Source organism: Corynebacterium stationis (genome assembly GCF_001941345.1).
GTDB lineage: Bacteria > Actinomycetota > Actinomycetes > Mycobacteriales > Mycobacteriaceae > Corynebacterium > Corynebacterium stationis.
This window is the reverse complement of sequence record NZ_CP009251.1, coordinates 515,211-533,994: the sequence shown is the minus strand read 5'-3', so window position 1 is coordinate 533,994 and position 18,784 is coordinate 515,211. Positions and strand designations below refer to the sequence as shown.

The following is an 18,784-nucleotide window of genomic DNA, read 5'->3' as shown; positions in this document are numbered from 1 at the left end:
GCTACTCCACTGTCACCGATTTAGCCAGGTTACGTGGCTGATCCACGTCATAGCCCTTGGCTTCTGCGACCTTGCAGGCAAAGATTTGCAAAGGCACCGTGGCCAACAGCGGCTGCATCAGCGTTGGTGCTTGCGGGATGCGGATGATGTGGTTGGCATAGGCTTCCACAGCTTCATCGCCTTCTTCGGCAATGACGATGGTGATAGCCCCACGCGCGCGGACTTCTTGGATGTTGGAGACAACCTTGGCGTGCAAGGAATCCCGCCCGCGAGGAGAAGGCACGATGACAAAGACCGGCTGGCCTTCCTCGACCAGTGCGATAGGCCCATGCTTGAGCTCGCCCGCTGCGAAACCTTCGGCGTGCAGGTAAGCAATTTCTTTGAGCTTGAGCGCACCTTCGAGTGCCACTGGAAAACCGACGTGACGGCCCAAGAACAACACGGAGGTGGCATCTTGCATGCTCTTAGCCAAAGAAGTCACGGTTTCGTTGCCGTCGATGACGGTTTGGACCTTCTCAGGCATCGCGCGCAGATCATCCAAGATGGCTTCAACTTCATCGGCAAACATGTTCCCGCGCAGCTGCGCCAAGTACAGACCCAAGACATAAGTCGCGGTAATCTGCGCCAAGAAAGCCTTGGTGGAAGCCACAGCGATTTCCGGACCAGCGTGGGTATAAAGCGCTGCATCAGCCTCACGTGGGATGGATGCGCCTTGGGTATTACAAATCGCAATAACCTTCGCACCCTGCTGGCGGGCATGGCGCACCGCCATGAGCGTATCCATGGTCTCACCCGATTGCGACAGCGCGACCACTAGGGTCTTTTCGTTGACAATCGGATCGCGGTAGCGGAACTCGTGCGCGAGCTCTACCTCGGTCGGAATGCGGCACCAGTGCTCGATGGCATAGCGCGCCACATGACCGGCATAAGCCGCGGTGCCGCAGGCAATGACGATGATCTTATCGATGGATTTCAGCAGCGATTCTTCAATGCGCAATTCATCGATAGCCAAATTGCCCTTTTCATCCACACGCCCCATCAAGGTATCGCGCACGGCAGCAGGCTGGTCGTGGATTTCTTTTTCCATGAAGGAGGCAAAGCCGCCCTTTTCGGCAGCGGCAGCGTCCCACTCAATATCGAAGCGCTTGCCCTCTTGTGGGTTGCCGTCATAATCGGTGATGACGACTTCATCAGCGGTGACCGTCACGATGTGATCGTTGTCCATCTCAACGGCCTTTTTCGTGTAGTCAATAAAGCCAGAGACATCGGAGCCCAGGAAGTTCTCGCCCTCGCCCAAGCCAATAACCAATGGCGAATCCCGGCGCGCAGCCACAATCTGATCTGGCTGGTCGGCGTGAATAGCCAGAAGGGTAAAGGCGCCATCGAAAAGCTGGCAAGCCTTACGCATAGCAAGGGTTAGCTCGCCGGTTTGCTCAAACAAGTCCGCCAAAACCGCGGCTGCAACTTCAGTGTCCGTATCGGAGACAAAGTGGTAGCCCTTGTCCTGCATGCTGGTTTTCAGCTCAGCGAAATTTTCAATGATGCCGTTGTGTACGACGGCGAGTTTGCCGCCGGCAACAACGTGCGGGTGCGAGTTGATATCGCTTGGGCCACCGTGAGTAGCCCAGCGGGTGTGGCCAATGCCCAGCACCGAGTTCGGTAGCGGGCGCGCAGCAATTTCTGCCTCCAACGCCGCTACCTTGCCTGCTTTCTTACGCCACTGGAGCTGACCATCAAAGTACACAGCAAGTCCTGCTGAGTCATACCCGCGGTATTCCAGCCGACGAAGACCTTCAAGGACAACGTCCTCGGCAAAGTACTCTCGGTTCTCGGAAAAGCGACCGACATATCCTACGATTCCACACATAACCACAAACTTTACAACAGGTTTTCTCATCCTTTCACCACGAGAATCGGCACGGTTTCTACAAATTCGGCGATACCAGGAAAAACCGGCGGTCAGAAATCCGTGGTGTGGGCAAAATTTCACCCGGGGCTGGGATGTTTATGCATCACGCGTTAGTAGTTTGTTCTATCCTGGGTAGTGTGTCTGCGAATTTGAAGAAACACCTGGCAACGTTGTCCAAGCGTGGAGGCCACCGCGTGCTCGTCGGCGATCTTGACTACGCCGGCCTGCCTGGCAAGGTCTACACCCCGGCGGAAGGCAAAGGCCTCGCGGCCGTAGCTTTTGGCCATGACTGGCGCAAACACGTCAAGGATTACCACGCAACCCTGCGGCATTTAGCAAGCTGGGGCATTGTTGTAGTCGCCCCGGATACTGAAACCGGATTAATTCCTAACCACCGCAACCTAGCTGCTGACTTGGAATCTAGCCTGCAGGTTGCCGCTGGCGTAAGGCTCGGCAACGGCAATATCACCGTCTCCCCACACAAGCTAGGACTTATTGGCCACGGCATGGGTGGCGCTGCTGCAGTGCTCGCTGCGGTTGATAATGACAAGGTTAAGGCCGTCGGCGCATTTTATCCTGCGCAGTCCGCGCCTTCCGCAGATGCCGCAGCGCGCAGCCTGAAAATCCCTGGCTTGGTCATCGGTTCGGGCCGTTCCGATATCTTCAACGCCGGTAACCCAGCCAAGCTGGCTTATAACTGGGGCGGCGACGTTGCCTACCGCGAGGTAGAAAAGGGCACCCAGCAAGGTTTTTCGGAAGACTTCTTCTTCAAACTCGCACTGGGCTCTGGCGCTTTCCAAGCATCACAGGCTGAGGTAGCTCGCGGTCTCATGGTCGGCTTCTTGCTGCACCAGCTCGAAGGCGACAAGACTTATTCTGATTTCTCAGACCCTGAGGCCACAGCCAAAGGCGTCGAAAGCTTCTTTGACGACGACCTTGCCAACCGCGCCGGCGAACCATCTGCCGGCGCGCTAGCTCCGGTCAACAAGGACTAGAAGCCTACTTCTTTAGCCTCTTCGCAGTACTGACTTCACCTGCCCGGTCTTAACCCGTCCTGGTTTATCTTGCCCTGGCGCCTTCGGCGGCGCCGGGGCTTGCTGCTTTTCTGAAGCTATCGCTTCCCCATTTGCTGGTATGTGTCCCGGCTTATATGGATGTTTCTGCGGCGGTGTGCCTTGCGGTACTGCTGGTGTCCGGTAGTCCAACGGACGATTCTGCATGTGCGAACTACCACCGGCTTCAGCCACTGCTGCTTTCTTCTGCGCAGCCTCGCGTGCGCGTGCTGCTTCTCGTTCAGCAGACTTTTCTAAATCCTTTTGGGCTTTTTCTAGCGTTGCTTCAAACTCTGTCAGGCGGGCTGCTGCACGCTTGCGAAACTGTAGAGCAAAATCTTCGAAATCCATTACCACGCGCCTGCCTTCCGTGCCGGTGAACTAGGGGTTGACTGTGCAGCTGCGCTTCCTGCGGAGCTTGCTTGAGGTTCTTGGGTTTGTTGAGGTGTTGGCTGTGGTGCAGGTTGCGCATTTGCCTGTGCACTCGGCACATTATCTACGTGAACATCCGCCGCCCCGGAAACCGCAGAAAGCTTCTTCGGAGGAGGCGTTGGTTCGGGCACCTTCGATAAATCGTCCGGCTGAGGTTTAGGCTTTGGTTCCGGTTCTGGCTTTGGTTCCGGTTCTGGCTTTGGTTCCGGCTCTGGTGCGGGTTCTGGCTCGGGTGTGTCACCAATGTTCTCTAGGCACTCAGCAATCCCCCACATCAATGCTCCTAGGCCGACAATGGCGACGCCAACGCCGAGCAAGCCTAAAATTCCGCAGCAGCTCGTAGACGGCTCACACGAGTCTTCAGGTACACAGGGCTCTTCGGGCGCCGGTGGTTCTGCCGGCACCGTTGGCTCTGGCGGTGTGGAAGGCTGCGCAGGCTTAGTTGGTTCCTCAACGCACTCAGGTTCCGGCGGTGGGCACGCCTTGGGCTTGGGCTTAGGTTCAGGCTTGGGTTCGGGCTTTTGCTTCGGCTTATCGCAGTCTTTACTCTCCGGGGCGTTTGGAGTTTTGCTCGGCGGAGTCTCTGGCTGTGGTTTGGGTGTCTCCGGTGCAGGCTTGGATTCCACAGGTTTGGTCTCAATTGGTTTAGTTTCACCAGGTGCGGTCTCCACGGGCTTAGTGTCTACAGGCTTTGTTCCTACAGGCTTCGTATCTTTCGGAGCCGGTTCTTCTGGACACGGCTCGACTTCTTTGGGTGGCGGTTCGCAGGTGTGCTCCCCAGCCGGTTGGACTGGCAGTGGACACTCTGTGGTCTCAGGTGGCTCGCACGGTAATGGGCGTTCACTAATGCCGTCACAGCGACGGAGGAATTCTTCGTAGCATTTCTCCACGCTGTCATCGCGGTCTTGGCAGGTGCCAATGATCTGTTCATTGGTATCTTCAATCAGGTTGCCCGCCACCGATACCGCCGCAGAAGCAAGAGCTCCCATGGGGGTTCGCCGAATAAACTGAGTGAGAATTGAAATTAGATGCGTAGCCGGCTCGAGTATCTCCGACATTGCGGTATCTGAAGTCGTGCAAATATCTTCGATAGTCTCCGCACACTGCTCAGAGTCTTTCACCAAGTTCCGGCATTGCTGGTCATCTTCCTCATCATCGGTCGCAAGCTTGTCGAAGAAACCCAACAGTGCCCCGCCACCAAAAGAACCCAGCACACCCGTGGCCATCTCCAGGAAAAATCCCCCGATTCCTCGCCCGCCCGTCGTGGTTTTACCACCGCGTGCATCTGCGGTCACCGGCCCTACAGCTGCTTTAGTGCCAGTAATTAATTCCTGCGGGTTGAGTCCATCAACGGCGCCTATTTTTTGCTGGAGAAAATCAAAGGGCGTCGATGGCCCTGGGTAAGCACCTAAAGAAGCTGCCTGAAATTGCGCGACCGCCGCATGGTAATCGGCGAGCTTTCCCGCTGCCATTGAGGACATGGAAGACATAGATGACACAGATGACACAGCACTCATTGGTCACCCTCAATGTTGAATCGACTAAATACTGCAGCTGAATCATCATCGGTTGCTTTCACCACGTCATATTCACCAATCGCAGCGATAGCAGAGCGAGTGATATTGTGCAGCTGATTATTTCGCCGTTGATGAATTCGCGCGAGCATCGACTGGATGCTTTGGGCATAGCCGGTGAAATCACGCCCGGCAGCAGCCTGCGGAAAATGCGGCACCTGCCGGTTAAGCGCTGTTTGGCGCGAAGCCGTGGCATCGATAAGCCCCTGCAATTTCCCAACGGCTTCTGAGTAGTCGAAGTCTATGTCAGACACGCGAAAGCCCTCCCCCTTTATGGTTTTAAGTGGCAAATACACAAATTTCGTGCGTTATCCATATTGGACTGCCACCGCAACCAGAAGGTTCCGGGAAAGGGCAAGAAAACGGAGTTAGATCTCTAAACTCTAGGCAGCTGCAACAATCGCAGCTAGGCGGCCTGCAACCTTGCGGGCCTGCTCAGCCTCTGCGGCTTCGACCATGACGCGGAAAAGCTCCTCCGTACCCGATGGGCGCAGCAGAACGCGGCCAGATTCACCGAGTTCTTCTTCTGCCTCCGCAATGGCGGTCAGTACTTCTGGAGAATCCAAAATCTTGGACTTATTGGACACTGGCACGTTGATAAGTGTCTGCGGCAAAACTGTCATCACCGACGCCAGCTCTTTCAGGCTCTTGCCGGTCTTCGCCATGCGAGCCATAAGTGAAAGACCAGACAAGATGCCATCGCCCGTAGGACAATCCTCCGGCAGCACGATGTGGCCGGACTGTTCACCACCCAAGGAGTAATCGCCGCGAATGAGTTCTTCGACCACGTAGCGGTCACCGACCTTGGTTTCGCGAACCTCGATGCCTTGCTCTTTCATCGCGAGCTTAAGACCTAAGTTTGACATGACAGTGGCAACGAGCGTGTTGAAACGCAGGTTGTTTTCTTCTTTCATACCGACTGCCAAAATTGCCATGATCTGATCACCGTCAACTACGTTGCCTTCGGCATCGACAGCCAGGCAGCGATCAGCATCACCGTCGTGGGCTAGGCCCAAGTGTGCGCCGTGCTCAAGCACTGCTTCTTGTGTTTTATCAATGTGGGTGGAACCGCAATCTTCATTGATGTTGAAAGCATTGGGCTTGTTGTGAATAGGTACAACCTCAGCACCGGCTTCGCGGTAGGCCTCAATAGCAACGCGGGAGGCAGCGCCATTGGCCGCGTCAACGACTACTTTTAAACCCGACAAGTCCACCGGTACCGCTTCGCGCAGGTGCTTGCGGTAACGGTCACGAGCATCAGGAGATTCAGAGATAATCCGGCCCAGCTTCGTGCCCGTTGGGCCATCATCGCTAAGTTGCTCCATGGTGGACTGGATTTGGTCTTCGACCGAATCGGGAAGTTTGCGACCACCAGCGGCAAAGAACTTGATGCCATTATCTGGCATAGGGTTGTGCGAGGCGGAAATCATCACGCCCAGATCTGCGCCGTAGTCATCGGTGAGAAATGCAATCGCTGGGGTTGGCAGCACGCCGACCCGGACAACATCCACACCGCGCGATGCTAGACCAGCCGCAATGGCAGCGTCGAGCATTTCTCCCGATACGCGCGGGTCACGGCCAATGATTGCGGTTGGGCGCAGCTCATAAGATTCCCGGTCCGCGGTTAGGACCTCAGCTGCGGCTTGTCCTAATTTCAACGCCAGGATCGGGGTGAGTTTCTTATTAGCCAAGCCACGAACGCCATCAGTACCAAAAAGTCGAGTCATAATTATAGATTATGCCTGGTGTATGTCTGATTTGTTGATTTGGGGCGGCAACAAGCTCTATCGTGCCCCCACATGCAGGCACAAAAACAACAAACCCGTTGCTGCTTCCGGAAAGGAAACAACAACGGGTGAGTTGAATAAAAAGCGAAAGATTAACGCTTGGAGTACTGCGGAGCACGACGTGCCTTGTGCAGACCAGCCTTCTTACGCTCAACTGCACGTGCGTCACGAGTCAGCAGGCCAGCCTTCTTCAAGGCAGTGCGGTCAGCTGGGTTGTAAACGTTCAGTGCACGGGCAATAGCCAGACGCAATGCGCCGGACTGACCGGTTGGGCCACCGCCGTTGACGGAAACCTTCATGTCGAACTGGCCTTCACGGTCCAGCAAGGTCAGTGGCAGCAAGATGTCCTGCTGGTGCAGCTTGTTCGGGAAGTAGTCGTCCAGGCTACGGCCATTAACGACGATTTCACCGGAACCAGGGATCATGCGTACGCGAGCAACTGCGCGCTTACGACGACCAACGGTCTGGATTGGGCCCTCGTGCAAGACTGGAGCCTCAGCTTCGGTCTCAGCGGTTGCCTCTGGAGCGATAGAATCACCAATGGTGTTAGTGAATTCTTCGGTAGCAGCAGCCGCAGCAGCGATGTCAGCAGCGTCAGCTACGTTGTTCTCGAAGTTCTCGTTATCAGCCATTACTGTGCCACCTGCTTAAGCTCGAAGGTCTCCGGCTTCTGGCCGGCGTATGGGTGCTCTGCACCGTTGAAGACATGAAGCTTCTTTGCAGAGGAACGGGAAAGCTTGTTGTGCGGCATCATGCCGGTAACAGCCTCTTCGATTACGCGCGCTGGGTTGGCGTCCAGGGACTGACCCAGGGTCATGGAGCGCAGACCACCCGGGTAACCGGAGTGGTGGTAGCGCATTTCGCGGTCGCGCTTGTTGGAAGAAATGTGAATCTTTTCAGCGTTGATGATGATGACGTGGTCACCACAGTCAACGTTTGGTGCGTACTGAGGCTTGTGCTTGCCGCGCAGCATGTCTGCCACGGTGGAAGCAAGCTTGCCCAGAACCACATCAGTTGCGTCGATGACGTACCACTTACGGGTAATGTCACCGCTCTTTGGGTGGAAAGTAGACAAAATGACTCCTTGGAGTTGTCTCTGGGGGCTGCCGGCCAGCGCTACGTGCTCATACACAGTCAAGCAGCGGCCGGTGGAGACCTGCTGACCGTGCGCCGACATCCGCCGACAAAGCACACAGGGTATACAGCATAATGTCCACGCCCGCAAAAACCAAAACACACCAGAGACGCTGAAAGTGCCTTGCTTTTCGATGCCAAGCCCCAGCCTTCAAAAAGCTCACTTCTTCGAACAGCGCCCTGGTGCATTATCCCGCCTGGGACATTAGTTCAAAACTGAATGAATGATTAATGAATTCAGTTATCCCCAGCTTGCTGCCGCACGGCGGTTGACATCACTCATGCGGTCATTGGACTGCGAGACCGTGTTAGAGATGGTAGCCAGCACGGTGTTGAGTTCCGCTGCTGCCTTGTCCCACTTGGCCTGCGCTTCGTTATACGCGGCAGCGGATTCGCCTTCCCAAGTTGCGGCCATCGGTGCGATGACACCTTTAAGATCATCGAGCAGGCCGTTGATGCGGGAGGAAGTGGAGTTGATATCTGCTGCAGCATTGGAGATAGCGCCGAATTGGTATTTGATTTCGCTCATGATGGCTAGTTCCTTCTTGTCCTTATATATAGAGGTATAAATCCAGTTGATTGTGCGGTGTGTTTTTTAGAGCGCGAGCCCGCCGCCGACGTTGTTGAAAGCATCTTGGTTCTGAGCCTCGACGCTGTCGAAGTTGCGAGCATTCGATCGAATGTTTTCGCTGATAGAGGTCAGTGCTTCCTGTAGTTGCTGCGCGGAGGCGTCATAGCGGTTCATCAGGTTGTCAAAAGACACCTGTGCGGAACCGGTCCAGCTTGCACGTACTTGGTCAACTACGCCCTGCAAGCGGGTGAGTTCAGCGGCGACTTCATCATTGGTGGTATCCACGCGACCTGCGGTCGCAATCATTACTTCTGCTTCGGTTTTAAACATTTGGGTCATGGTGCTTTCCCCTTCTGTGGGTTTATCATCGGCGTGACAGTGTCCATCGGAAACCGCAGTTGTGTTGCTACCGTGTTTCCTTAACTACATTGGACTGACACATCTTCCGGAAGGTTCCGTGCCTTTTCTTTAAGGCACGTTTTATCGTTCAGGAACTTATCGTTCAGGAACGGTTTCTATCGATTCCGACGCCATGCGACAGGCGGCGCGCTGCGCCATGCTTGGCTCCTCGCGGGTATGACAGCCAAGAGATATTTGCTGGTCATCTTCGACCCAGGTAGTCCACTTCACTTCAGAGTCATCGCCGGGCCTTTCGATATAGCTCAACCGCCCATTGGCTTCATGGGGATCGGAAAGAGTCTCATCGCTATCAATTTGCGCGCGGACCTCGGCGAATAAAGCATTCGCGGGCACTGCATATAGCGGATCCATGACCATCAGGATGCGCAGATTCGGATCTTGTCCAATTGCGGTAACTAGTCCATCTTCTTCGGTGTGGCTAAAGCCTTCGGGCAGTAACACCCGTAATCCACCAGCTTCAATCGATTGGTGTGCTGGCGCCGATGATGACGTCGTGGGAGTCTGGGCGGCGGTGGTAACCGCTGGTGTTGTCACCCCAGGTGTTGCGGTAATGCTAACGGTGCCTGCAAGTGCTTCTTGTTGTTGCTGACCGCTGCCTCGTAGCAGCAGCCAGACAAGCATAATCACGACCACAACTACCCCAGCGATAATCGCCATGAGGCCCTTGTTATCCAAAAGGCGCGATAATAAGGTCTCTTCCTCGAGTGCAGGCCGAACAATTTCGGTCTCTTCCCGCGGTTCCCTCTGCTCTCTTTGTGGCGGCTCGTCATAGGTTGCACCTACGGCGACCGGTTCGCGGTCAACAAGAGTGACATTGTGCACCTGCAGTTGACGGCGGATAATCTTAACCGCTTCATGCGACATCGGTCCCCCGGAAGAGTCCGCGACCACTGCTATGGATACCTCTGGCCATTGGGCGGGGAGTAATTTTTGAGCTTGCTCCATCACCCCAGATAGCGCCCACCCTTCAACGACTGCGGTACCAGGGAGGTCATAACGATAGATGGATTCTGGGCCTTCAAAGATGGTGGCGGTATCTAAAACTGTGATGGTCAGGTCAATGGTGTGTGATTCATACAGTGACATTTTTATCCTTCAGCTACTTTGACAGCTTCCTGCGTTACCGCGTGTTGCGGTAACGCAGCCTGGCATAGGCCGACGAGTTCTCCGCCGATACCTAGCTGCCCACGTCCAGGAGGCTGGGCCGCTGGTTTGATGCCAAACATCGTGCCTTCATCACGGGCAGCGTCCATGACAAAGACTTCCGGTTGGGTATCGCGCAGCTGTGAGAGAAATTGTCCAAAGAGCGCGCGGCCAATTCCTCCTGATTTTCGTGCCACGACTACATGCAAACCAATATCGCGGGCATGCGGTAATAACTCGACGAGTGGTGCAAGTGCCATATCGCTAATCAACTCGAGATCATCGATCACCACATAGATATCTGGACCCGACCACCAGCTGCGTGCCGCTAGTTGCGCTGGAGTAATCTCTGGGCCGGGCAAACGGGCTTTTAGCGTGGTCGCGCAGTCACGCAAGGCTTTCTCCGTAGCGGCTGAGGTTGCTGAATGAGCGGCAAGCATCGACTCATCGATGGTGCCGAGGTGGCTGCGGCGTTCATCGATGAGCACAATGCGTGCTTCTTCCCGTGACTTGGCGGCAATGCCCTGCAATAATGTTGCAAGCACTGAAGATTTGCCCACCCCAGAGGTGCCAATTACTACAAAGTTGCGGCGAGTATCCCACGCTTGGATATCCAAGTCGCGTCCTCCCACAGCCCACAGGATTCCATCCTCGCTACGGGTGCTGGAATCAACTTCTGGGGATAGAAGGTCGCTGACACTAAGCTGTTCAGGCAGCATCTTCAATCGTGGCACCGGTTGGATATCTGACCATGTAGATTCGATGTGCGCGATATCTTGGTTTGATGTGCGCGCACATAAAAAGAACTCACCAGCAGGGGTAATTCCACGTCCCGGCGCGCTGGGGAGGCCTTGTTGTTTCTTGCGGTCAAACAGCGAGTCCATCGGCTCGCCGAGTTTAAGCTCTAACCGCTCCGAGATGAGGTCACGGATGGCAGGGCGCATGGTTGTCCAGCGTGGCGTGGAGATAATCACGTGCACCCGGGCAGATGGTCCATCGGCTGCAATCTTGGTAATAGCTTCCGCTATATCTTCGAAATCCGCGCCCGCGGTACCAATAGCATGCCAGCCATCAACCACCAGAAAAGTGTGGCGCGATTCATGAGCGTTAATAAATCCCGTAACTTCATCGACGATGCGCCGGACTTTCTCTGCATCATGGCGTCCTGCAACCCCAGCTACGTGCGGTAAACGCTGCAAAGCGCTTAATGCCCCGCCACCTAGGTCAATGACATAAAAGCGTAAGAAGTCGGGTGAATAGGCCGCTGCAAGAGATGCAACGATGGTGCGCATGGCAGTAGATTTCCCTGACTGGGTGCCGCCGCATAACGCAAAGTGGCCGGAAGTTAAATCCACCATGAGCAAGTCTTGGCGTTGATGATACGGACGGTCAATAATGCCAATGGGTGCGTGGATGCGTGAGTCGCGACTACGCGCATCGCGGTGCGGGTGAAAATCGGCCGCGACGGCGGAGAGTTCAATTGCTGGTGGCAATGGTGGTAACCAGATTTGATGCGCGGATTGCCCGCGCGCCACGGCTTCAGCACGGGTGGCATCCACGACTTCAGCTAGCAATGTCGTGGAATTATCCACGTAAGTATCTTCAGTGTGGCCTGGGAAAATATCTTCTTCCCAGCCAGTAAATTCCATGATTCCGCGATACACGTCAGTGTTCGTGGAAGTACTAGTACTGCGCCGGGTGATTCCGCCGGACACGTAAAAGGCCTGGAATCGCGCGATCGCATCGGCATCGGTTTTTAAGTATCCCGCGCCGGGTTCGCTCGGCAGATGATATGCATCAGGAACTCCTAAAACCTGGCGAGATTCGGCAGCGGAGAAAGTCTTTAAACCCAACCGGTATGACAAGTGAGAATCCAGCCCGCGCAACCGGCCTTCTTCCAGACGTTGGGAAGCAAGCAACAGGTGAACATGTAAGGAACGACCTAGGCGTCCGACAGCGACGAAGAGCTCGGCGAAGTCAGGATGTTGCATCAGCAATTCCGAAAACTCATCCACCACGATCACCAGGGCAGGAAGTGGTGCTAAATCCGTGCGGCCTTGTTCACGTGCGGCAGTGTATTCGCTAACGTTGGCAAAATTTCCCGCTTCACGCAGGAGTTCTTGCCGCCGGTTCATCTCCCCCGAAATTGCGTCATACATGCGCTCTACCAGTGCGGCTTCATCTTCTAAGTTGGTAATCACCGCTGCCGTGTGCGGCAGATGGTCGCACCCGAGGAAGGTGGCACCGCCTTTGAAATCAACGAGTACGTAATTCAATTCCTCTGGTGAATGCGTTGCTGCAAGAGCTAAAACAATGGTGCGCAAGGTTTCGGATTTACCACTACCGGTAGCTCCAATACATAGCCCATGCGGGCCCATGCCACCTTGCGCGGATTCCTTCAAATCAATCATCACTGGAGTTTGTGCCGGCGAAAGGCCGATCGGCACGGCGAGACGGGCGGATCCGGCTCGCCCTGGCCACAGCGCAGGACCCGACATCTCAGAGACATCAGCAAAGCCCAGCAGGCTGAGGAAATCCACGCGTGTATCAGAGCCAGTCGTCTCAGGCCGCGTACACTCAGCCATAGCGCGGGCACAGGTCAGTGCGGTTTCCGCGTTCACCTTATCCGGGATGCCGAGTTCTTCATCGCCGGTCGCCGTAACCACGCGCAAAGCTTCATCGACAAGCAAGAAAAGCCCTTCTTGCTCAGCGCGAATCCCTAAAGCTGTCGTGCGCCGAGAAGCGATATCGATGATGCAATCTATGCTGGCGTCGTCGATGAAAGGCTCAATTCCGGTGGTCGGGGTGTCATCGACAAGCAAGCATGTAAACTGCGCGGCTTCTGGCCGCCGCGTGTGCGGTAGCCACTTTAGCCAGTCCCACCCCTGCCCAATTGCGCGAAAGCCCACCGTTTCCGGGCCATGGAATGTTGCTAGTTGCAACACTATCGCCCGTGCGACCTCACGCGCTCCCTCACCTGCTAGGCCGAGGAAGCGAAAAGCCTGCAGCTGCAACGCAACCGGCATATCTGCCACCGTGCTCACCGCGGCTAAAGTATGCCGCAAACTCACCGCACACACCGGGTCAAGGTCTTCGGTCGCACCGGATTCTGCCACGTTAATCGGCGTGGCCAGCGCTGCCGGCCCCAACCCCACCCGTACTTCAAATGCATCTTCATCGTCGACTGCGCGCTCCCACATCCTGGTGGATTTCACCATCGCCTGCAGGTCCCCCGGCGCGGGGTGGCGATGCAGTCCGTGGCGCCGTTGGGTCTGCGCATTGTCTAGGGCCTGTGTGCGCAACGATGCTAAATGCCGCAGGTAGGTGCGCCGGGACTCATCCGGATCATTACCGCTTTGGGGATTAAACATCATCGCCATACTCGCCAGCATCATCACCGGAAACATCAACATCAGCGGGTTAGGTGGCCCTTGTGAAGAAAGCACCATCATCGCCACCATGCCCAGCATCGCCACGACCATCACCAGCGGCATAAGTATGCGCACTAAAGGCAGCGGTTGGCTGCGCGTAGCTTGCGGGACAGCTTCTGCATCTAAGCTGCCCGTGGGCAACGGTGGCGCAGGATCGCGCAACGCAAATGACACCGGTTCAATGACCGCCATTTAATTTCCCCCTCTTCCCCCGAAGAAGCATGCGCCCACCCAGTCGGTGTGGACACGCCCCCACTAGTAAGCCACAATAGAGGCGGTTGGGCAAGGTGGGGAGCCTGCAACTTTCATATTCATTTCGGGGGAAATAGTGAATTTTTCACAAAGTGTGCGCGTTACTGTGCGCTGTCATGTTGGTGAATTCCGCAAAGAAGCCGATCTGGCTTTGCCGGTGTCATCGTCTTTTAATGAACTACTCGCGGAGGTCACAGACTTTATCGGGGCGCCATCGGTGACTAAGCCGTGGCGGGCTACAACGGCTGGCGGAAGGCCCGTGGATCAATCGGCACCGCTGTTTGCTACCCAGCTTGTCGATGGCTCCGTGGTGCTCCTGTCTCCTGCCGAAGACACCCCGGCACCCGTGATTCGGGATTCGGCGGAGGCGCTCGTGGATTCAGCCACTGCAGATGCACCGCGCGGAATCGTGCTGTTGTGGTCGGTTGTAGCGCTAATCGCAACTGGTGCAGTTGGAGGGTTTCTAAGCGGGCAATCGCTCGCGCTGGCAGTGGCGTTGGCAGCACTAATAGTTACGGTCGGCGCGGCGGTGTTAGCGGTGTGGAAGCGGCGGTTGCCTTTAGGATGGCTGATTATTTCTTCGGCCGCGATTGCTGCTGGTACAGCAATTGCAGGTAATTCCGCAGCAGGCTGGACCATACAGTCTGCGCGCGAGTTGAGCTTTGGCTTCTACGCAGCCGCGCTGATGTGCGCGATAGTGGCTGTGGGATGTCATGTATTAGGTATTGCGCATGCGCGCACCACCAGTGCGGCAGGTGTCATCGCGGTGATGTTATTTCTTGCAGGGCTTAGTGCCCCGCACAGCGACGGCGCAATTATTGCTGCGGCGATTGCTATCCTTGCCAGCGCGCCGGGACTGTCGACGATGTTTGCTGGCCTACGCGTCCCGCAGTTGCCCACGGCTGGGCAAGATTTGGCGGTCTCAGATGAGCTTATCGATGATGTTGATGAACGTTCTGCTCAAGCTCATTTTATTTATGAAGGCATGTGTTTAGGTGTCTGCGCCGCTGCCATTAGCGCTGTGGGATATCTTGCCCTCACCAGCGCCAATACCCCAATTATTAGTACTTTATTGTGCTTGATGCTGTGCGCTGCAGTTGTCCTGCATGCTGGCAGGCATCGGCACCTCATGGTGCAGTGGTCGCTAACGGTGTTGGCTGCGTGCTCTGCATTATCTGCGCCCGTGGTTGTGGCAGTCGCAGACTATTACGGGCAGGTCCATCCCCTACTGTGGATCGCCGCGTGCCTTCCCCTTGTTGCAGCGCTTTTATCGCCGTGGTGGGCGCCGCGGATTTCACAAGCTTCACCGACTATGGTCCAGTGGTGCGAACGTCTTGAGGCAGCAGCTTTGGTGCTGTGTCTGCCAATGGCCGCGCACGTAGCCGGATTATTCGACTTCATCCGGGGGCTGGGCTAATGCGCAAGGTAAAAATCGCACTGGCAGCCATCGTGGGCATAGTGGCCTTACCGCATATGACACTCGAGTCATTCGATCCCTTCGGGCCATTGGAACCGCTGTATCCAATGGCCCCCGTCGCAATGGCACAAGATGTTCCCTGCGCTGTGCCTATCGGTTCTGCTGAAGGGCCGGGGTTTAGCCCGCAACAGCAGGACTATCGCTCGCGTCTGCATGCTTTGGCAACAGGACGCGGGGTCAAAGTCGCAATTATTGATACGGGGGTGTTCGGGCATGAACAATTTTCACGGCTTGAGCCTGGGGAGGACTTAGTCACACCGGATAATGCCGAGTCTTTGAATGACTGCGATATCCACGGCACTGTGGTTGCCAGTGTCATCGGTGCCCGCGATATGGGCATTGCTCCCGATGCGACCTTATTATCTATCCGGCAATCCTCCCAGCACTATCGCAATTCCCCGGGCTCGGAAAGCTCAGGTTCTTTAGCAACGATGGCTGAGGCGGTGCACTCTGCTATCGATAATGGAGCTGACGTCATTAGTTTGTCTATCGTGGCGTGTATCAGCGAAGAACGCGCCGCCACACTGGATTCGCATGGGCTATCCGAGGCTCTGGGCCGTGCCGAAGATGAAGAAGTGGTGGTTCTGGCATCAGCGGGCAATATCGATGGCGAGTGCGAGCCTGGCATGGTGGTCTATCCTGCGGTCGAAGATACCGTCATTACGGTTGCCGCTTTATCCAGCGCGTATGAATTAGCCGAATACTCCCTCCCTGTTGCACAAGGACAATGGGTTTCAGCACCTGGCACGGTCGATATTGCTGCGCATCCTAACGGCACCGGATGGATGCGCGGAGCAATCAAAAATGGCACCGAAGGTGGCTTTAATGGCACAAGTTATGCCACGCCAACGGTTAGCGGCACCGTCGCACTACTTCTAGAACGCAATCCGCATTTAACCCCGGCGGAGATTCGTGAGATTATCTACGCCTCCGCACAGTCAGCCCATCACGTTCACGATCCACTCGCAGCACTAGGGTATCTGCCCGAAAGTATGCCCAAGGAGATACGCACCGTAGCCTTATCCCCCGAAACTGCTGAGGAATCGCCGGCTCCGGCGCGTCTGAAAATGCTGATTACAGCAACCGGTGCGGTGGTCCTTCTTGCGCTATTTATTACCGGAGTAATTAATAACTCGCGGCGACAGCGCTCTCACGTGTTAGCGGCGAAGCTTCCGGAAGTAAGCGGACAATCGGCCAAGCAGCCTCGTGAACGGCAACGCCCAAAGCATCGACGTGCTCGACATCGGGCAACTCGTGGCGCCGGCCAGTTTCTTCGATGATGTGCAGCCCCGATCCGGTATCGACCGCCACCGCTCCACCAGTCAGTCCGGTGAAATAGCGCGCCGGGCTATCGCCTGAAAGCTCCACTGCATTTTTCACCGGCGCCAGGGACACTGCAGAACCTTCTGAGTCAGCACATAACCAGTCCTGGTCCTCATTGCTAGTGCCAGGTTGAACGCTATCCAAGATGCTCGGCACGGTGGCAGGCAATGCATCGATAGCTGGATGCGAGACCGTTCTAGATTCTGCCAGCTCAGCGTGCGTGACCATACGGGTAGTGGCTCCCGCTGCAGCCAAAATGGCGGCTTGGGTCGAGGTTACCTCGGTTATATCACTGCCAACTTCAGCCCACAGCTCGTCTCCCGCACGTAAGAGCTGGAAGTCAGGAATCTCTATTGGCGGGGCTTCCGTAAAAGCATTGAGAAACTCGGGTGGAACATCCACGGGATTGTCTAGTTTTAAAATACGACGGATAGTTCGACCATCGGCGCTATCGGCATCCGGCAGTAGTGCTCTGCCTTGAGTAGAAACCAGCCAGTCGCGGCCCTGGTGGCTGAGATACGCTGCTGCTGGTTGCGCTAAAGGTTGTAATTCATGACCGACACTCACGATGAGTTCATGTCCGCGTTGTGGCTTATCACGGGTAGCACTGGTGATAAACGGTGGTTCATCAAACCGGGGTTGGGCAAGGCACGCTGCCCACAAATGCGGTTGTGACGGCCCCAGCTGCTCTAACTGCGGTGGGGTGGACAGCGCAAGGGGCGCATCGACAATGCCCAACGGCGTACCCAATGAAACATCATCCAGTGCCGTAGCACCGATCGTGACCGGCTCGGCAGCTTTGCCCAGAATCAAGCGTGCAGACGCAAGGTTTGCAACTGGGTGCACTACCTCATCCACGCGGACATAGAGCTGGCCTTGCTCAGAGCTTAAAAGTTCGGCCTGACCAGGATTCGGATCGGGCCGCAACCACGCCAAAAGCCCAGAGCCTAAGGCAATCAACACGACAGCGACGGTGCCAAATATCAAGGCACGCCGTCTGGCTGCGAGTGGGTCATGAATCATGCTGATATCACCCAGCACTAGTGCGTGCTGCATTCGCCGCACCAGAAATTTATGTCCTGATACCTGTGCTTTAGTAGTTGGCAAGATTTTAGACACAGCGAAACTCTCCCCCGAAATGCCAGTGCTGTATCTGCTAGCTTAGCCTCCAGTGAGATCTTTGGCAGCGCTTCTTTTATCCCGAGTGACAGCAGCCCGGGTAGCCAAATCAACATCGTCTGGGTACTCAACACCCACGAGTGATAATCCCTTTGCTGCGGCAACAGGAATAGAAGACGACCGCGCGGTCTCCTCCAACATCGCCCCTACAAAATCGATATCCCGACGCCCCTCTCCTACGGCTAAGCAGCAGCCGACAAGTGAGCGCACCATCGACCAGCAAAAGGCATCGGCACTAACGTGTGCTTCATAAAGATTGGGCTCGGTCGGCGTCGAAGCGTCGACCCAATAAAATTCCTGCAAGTCCCGAATGGTGGTCGCATTGGGCTTGGCCTTGCAAAAGGCCGCGAAATCGTGCAGGCCCACCAGGGCCGTAGCAGCGTCCTGCATCGCGTTAATGTCAACCGGCTTTGTCCACATAGCCGTATCGCGAGCGCGCGTTGGCAAAGCTCCCGCTGGGTCTGTGGTGATGCGATACAGGTAATGCCGACGCAGCGCCGAGAATCTGGCATCAAAACCTGCCGGCGCAAAGCTGACATTCTGGACGCGGATATCGGCATCGACAAGCTTGGCTAGACGACGCACCAATTTGGCTGGATCGCCATCGATACTGCGTTGGTTCAGGCTCTCACGCGGGGCATCAGCGTGCGCGACCTGAGCCGCGGCATGCACCCCGGCGTCAGTGCGTCCTGCAACGGTCAGTTCAATTGGATGACGCAAAATCATCGACAAGCTGTTCTCCAGGACCCCCTGCACCGTGCGCAAGTCGCCTTTCTGGCTTGCCCAACCATGAAAATCGGTGCCGTCGTAGGCGATATCGAAACGCAGCCGGACAAGGTCGCTAGAGTCAGTCATAGCCCCCGATCCTACCCCCGCATGAGGGCGATTGAAAAACTCCATCGCTGCCACGTTCGCGGTGGACAATGTCTAAAGAGTCAGTAAACACCTGAAATATTGGTGATTTGTCATCGAATTTAACAGTAGACGCGGGCTTAACCATGCTGCAATACGGCTTGCGGACATGTCTCTTGCTTCACAACAGCGACTTACGTTGTGATGTGCCACTTTGCTCACACAAGGACTTTAAAGTCCGGAAGGAA

General features: G+C 55.8%; 15 protein-coding genes and 1 pseudogene. 3 read left to right on the top strand and 13 right to left on the bottom strand.

All coding sequences use genetic code 11. The features are described from left to right. Position 1: 1 nt before the first annotated feature. Positions 2–1,867, bottom strand: a complete 1,866-nt coding sequence (gene glmS / locus CSTAT_RS02670; RefSeq protein ID WP_075722381.1) for a glutamine--fructose-6-phosphate transaminase (isomerizing) — start codon at positions 1,865–1,867, stop codon at positions 2–4. A gap of 179 nt (positions 1,868–2,046) precedes the next feature. Between glmS and CSTAT_RS02665 the strand changes: the two genes are divergently transcribed. Next, positions 2,047–2,904 carry a dienelactone hydrolase family protein gene (locus CSTAT_RS02665; RefSeq protein WP_075722380.1) on the top strand — a complete coding sequence of 286 codons (858 nt, stop codon included), beginning with the start codon at positions 2,047–2,049 and terminating at the stop codon, positions 2,902–2,904. Positions 2,905–2,916: 12 nt separating this feature from the next. On the opposite strand, the gene CSTAT_RS13765 is transcribed toward CSTAT_RS02665, so the two are convergent. The 10 genes from CSTAT_RS13765 to eccCa form a co-directional block, all read right to left on the bottom strand. Further along, positions 2,917–3,312 carry a hypothetical protein gene (locus CSTAT_RS13765; protein ID WP_075722379.1) on the bottom strand — a complete coding sequence of 132 codons (396 nt, stop codon included), beginning with the start codon at positions 3,310–3,312 and terminating at the stop codon, positions 2,917–2,919. Further along, positions 3,312–4,910: a hypothetical protein gene (locus CSTAT_RS02655; protein WP_156845083.1), complete on the bottom strand. Its 1,599-nt coding sequence runs from the start codon at positions 4,908–4,910 to the stop codon at positions 3,312–3,314. Before CSTAT_RS02655 ends, CSTAT_RS13765 begins: the two co-directional genes overlap by 1 nt. After that, the gene (locus tag CSTAT_RS02650) at positions 4,907–5,221 is read right to left on the bottom strand and encodes a hypothetical protein (protein WP_075722377.1); all 315 of its coding nucleotides are present in this window, start codon (positions 5,219–5,221) and stop codon (positions 4,907–4,909) included. Before CSTAT_RS02650 ends, CSTAT_RS02655 begins: the two co-directional genes overlap by 4 nt. Positions 5,222–5,350: 129 nt before the next feature. Then, positions 5,351–6,694 carry a phosphoglucosamine mutase gene (gene glmM / locus CSTAT_RS02645; RefSeq protein WP_075722376.1) on the bottom strand — a complete coding sequence of 448 codons (1,344 nt, stop codon included), beginning with the start codon at positions 6,692–6,694 and terminating at the stop codon, positions 5,351–5,353. Positions 6,695–6,846: 152 nt separating this feature from the next. Then, a complete protein-coding gene (gene rpsI, locus CSTAT_RS02640; protein WP_066792469.1) occupies positions 6,847–7,386 on the bottom strand; it encodes a 30S ribosomal protein S9 in 540 nt (179 codons plus the stop codon). Beyond that, positions 7,386–7,829: a 50S ribosomal protein L13 gene (gene rplM, locus CSTAT_RS02635; protein WP_066792468.1), complete on the bottom strand. Its 444-nt coding sequence runs from the start codon at positions 7,827–7,829 to the stop codon at positions 7,386–7,388. Before rplM ends, rpsI begins: the two co-directional genes overlap by 1 nt. A gap of 300 nt (positions 7,830–8,129) precedes the next feature. Then, on the bottom strand, positions 8,130–8,417 hold the full coding sequence (locus tag CSTAT_RS02630; protein ID WP_006823267.1) for a WXG100 family type VII secretion target: 288 nt from the start codon (positions 8,415–8,417) through the stop codon (positions 8,130–8,132). A 66-nt stretch (positions 8,418–8,483) separates the two neighbouring features. Further along, a complete protein-coding gene (locus CSTAT_RS02625) occupies positions 8,484–8,798 on the bottom strand; it encodes a WXG100 family type VII secretion target (protein WP_066792466.1) in 315 nt (104 codons plus the stop codon). Between the two features lie 156 nt (positions 8,799–8,954). Continuing rightward, complete coding sequence (locus tag CSTAT_RS02620) at positions 8,955–9,965, bottom strand: type VII secretion-associated protein (protein WP_075722375.1); 1,011 nt, start codon at positions 9,963–9,965, stop codon at positions 8,955–8,957. A 2-nt stretch (positions 9,966–9,967) separates the two neighbouring features. Beyond that, positions 9,968–13,645, bottom strand: coding sequence for a type VII secretion protein EccCa (gene eccCa / locus CSTAT_RS02615; protein ID WP_075722374.1), 3,678 nt, complete (start codon positions 13,643–13,645; stop codon positions 9,968–9,970). A gap of 136 nt (positions 13,646–13,781) precedes the next feature. Here eccCa and eccD point away from each other — a divergent pair, with 136 nt between their 5' ends. Together eccD and CSTAT_RS02605 are read left to right on the top strand one after the other, a co-directional pair. Then, positions 13,782–15,122 (top strand): type VII secretion integral membrane protein EccD, encoded by a 1,341-nt coding sequence (eccD, locus tag CSTAT_RS02610; RefSeq protein WP_244892879.1) that lies wholly within the window; start codon positions 13,782–13,784, stop codon positions 15,120–15,122. Beyond that, positions 15,122–16,114: pseudogene (locus tag CSTAT_RS02605) on the top strand (S8 family serine peptidase); the annotation flags it as partial. The gene eccD and the pseudogene CSTAT_RS02605, both read left to right, overlap by 1 nt. A gap of 193 nt (positions 16,115–16,307) precedes the next feature. Here the strand turns inward: CSTAT_RS02605 and eccB are convergent. Together eccB and truA are read right to left on the bottom strand one after the other, a co-directional pair. Continuing rightward, a complete protein-coding gene (eccB, locus tag CSTAT_RS02600) occupies positions 16,308–17,624 on the bottom strand; it encodes a type VII secretion protein EccB (RefSeq protein WP_075722371.1) in 1,317 nt (438 codons plus the stop codon). Between the two features lie 42 nt (positions 17,625–17,666). Further along, positions 17,667–18,539 carry a tRNA pseudouridine(38-40) synthase TruA gene (gene truA, locus CSTAT_RS02595; RefSeq protein ID WP_075722370.1) on the bottom strand — a complete coding sequence of 291 codons (873 nt, stop codon included), beginning with the start codon at positions 18,537–18,539 and terminating at the stop codon, positions 17,667–17,669. Positions 18,540–18,784 lie beyond the last annotated feature (245 nt).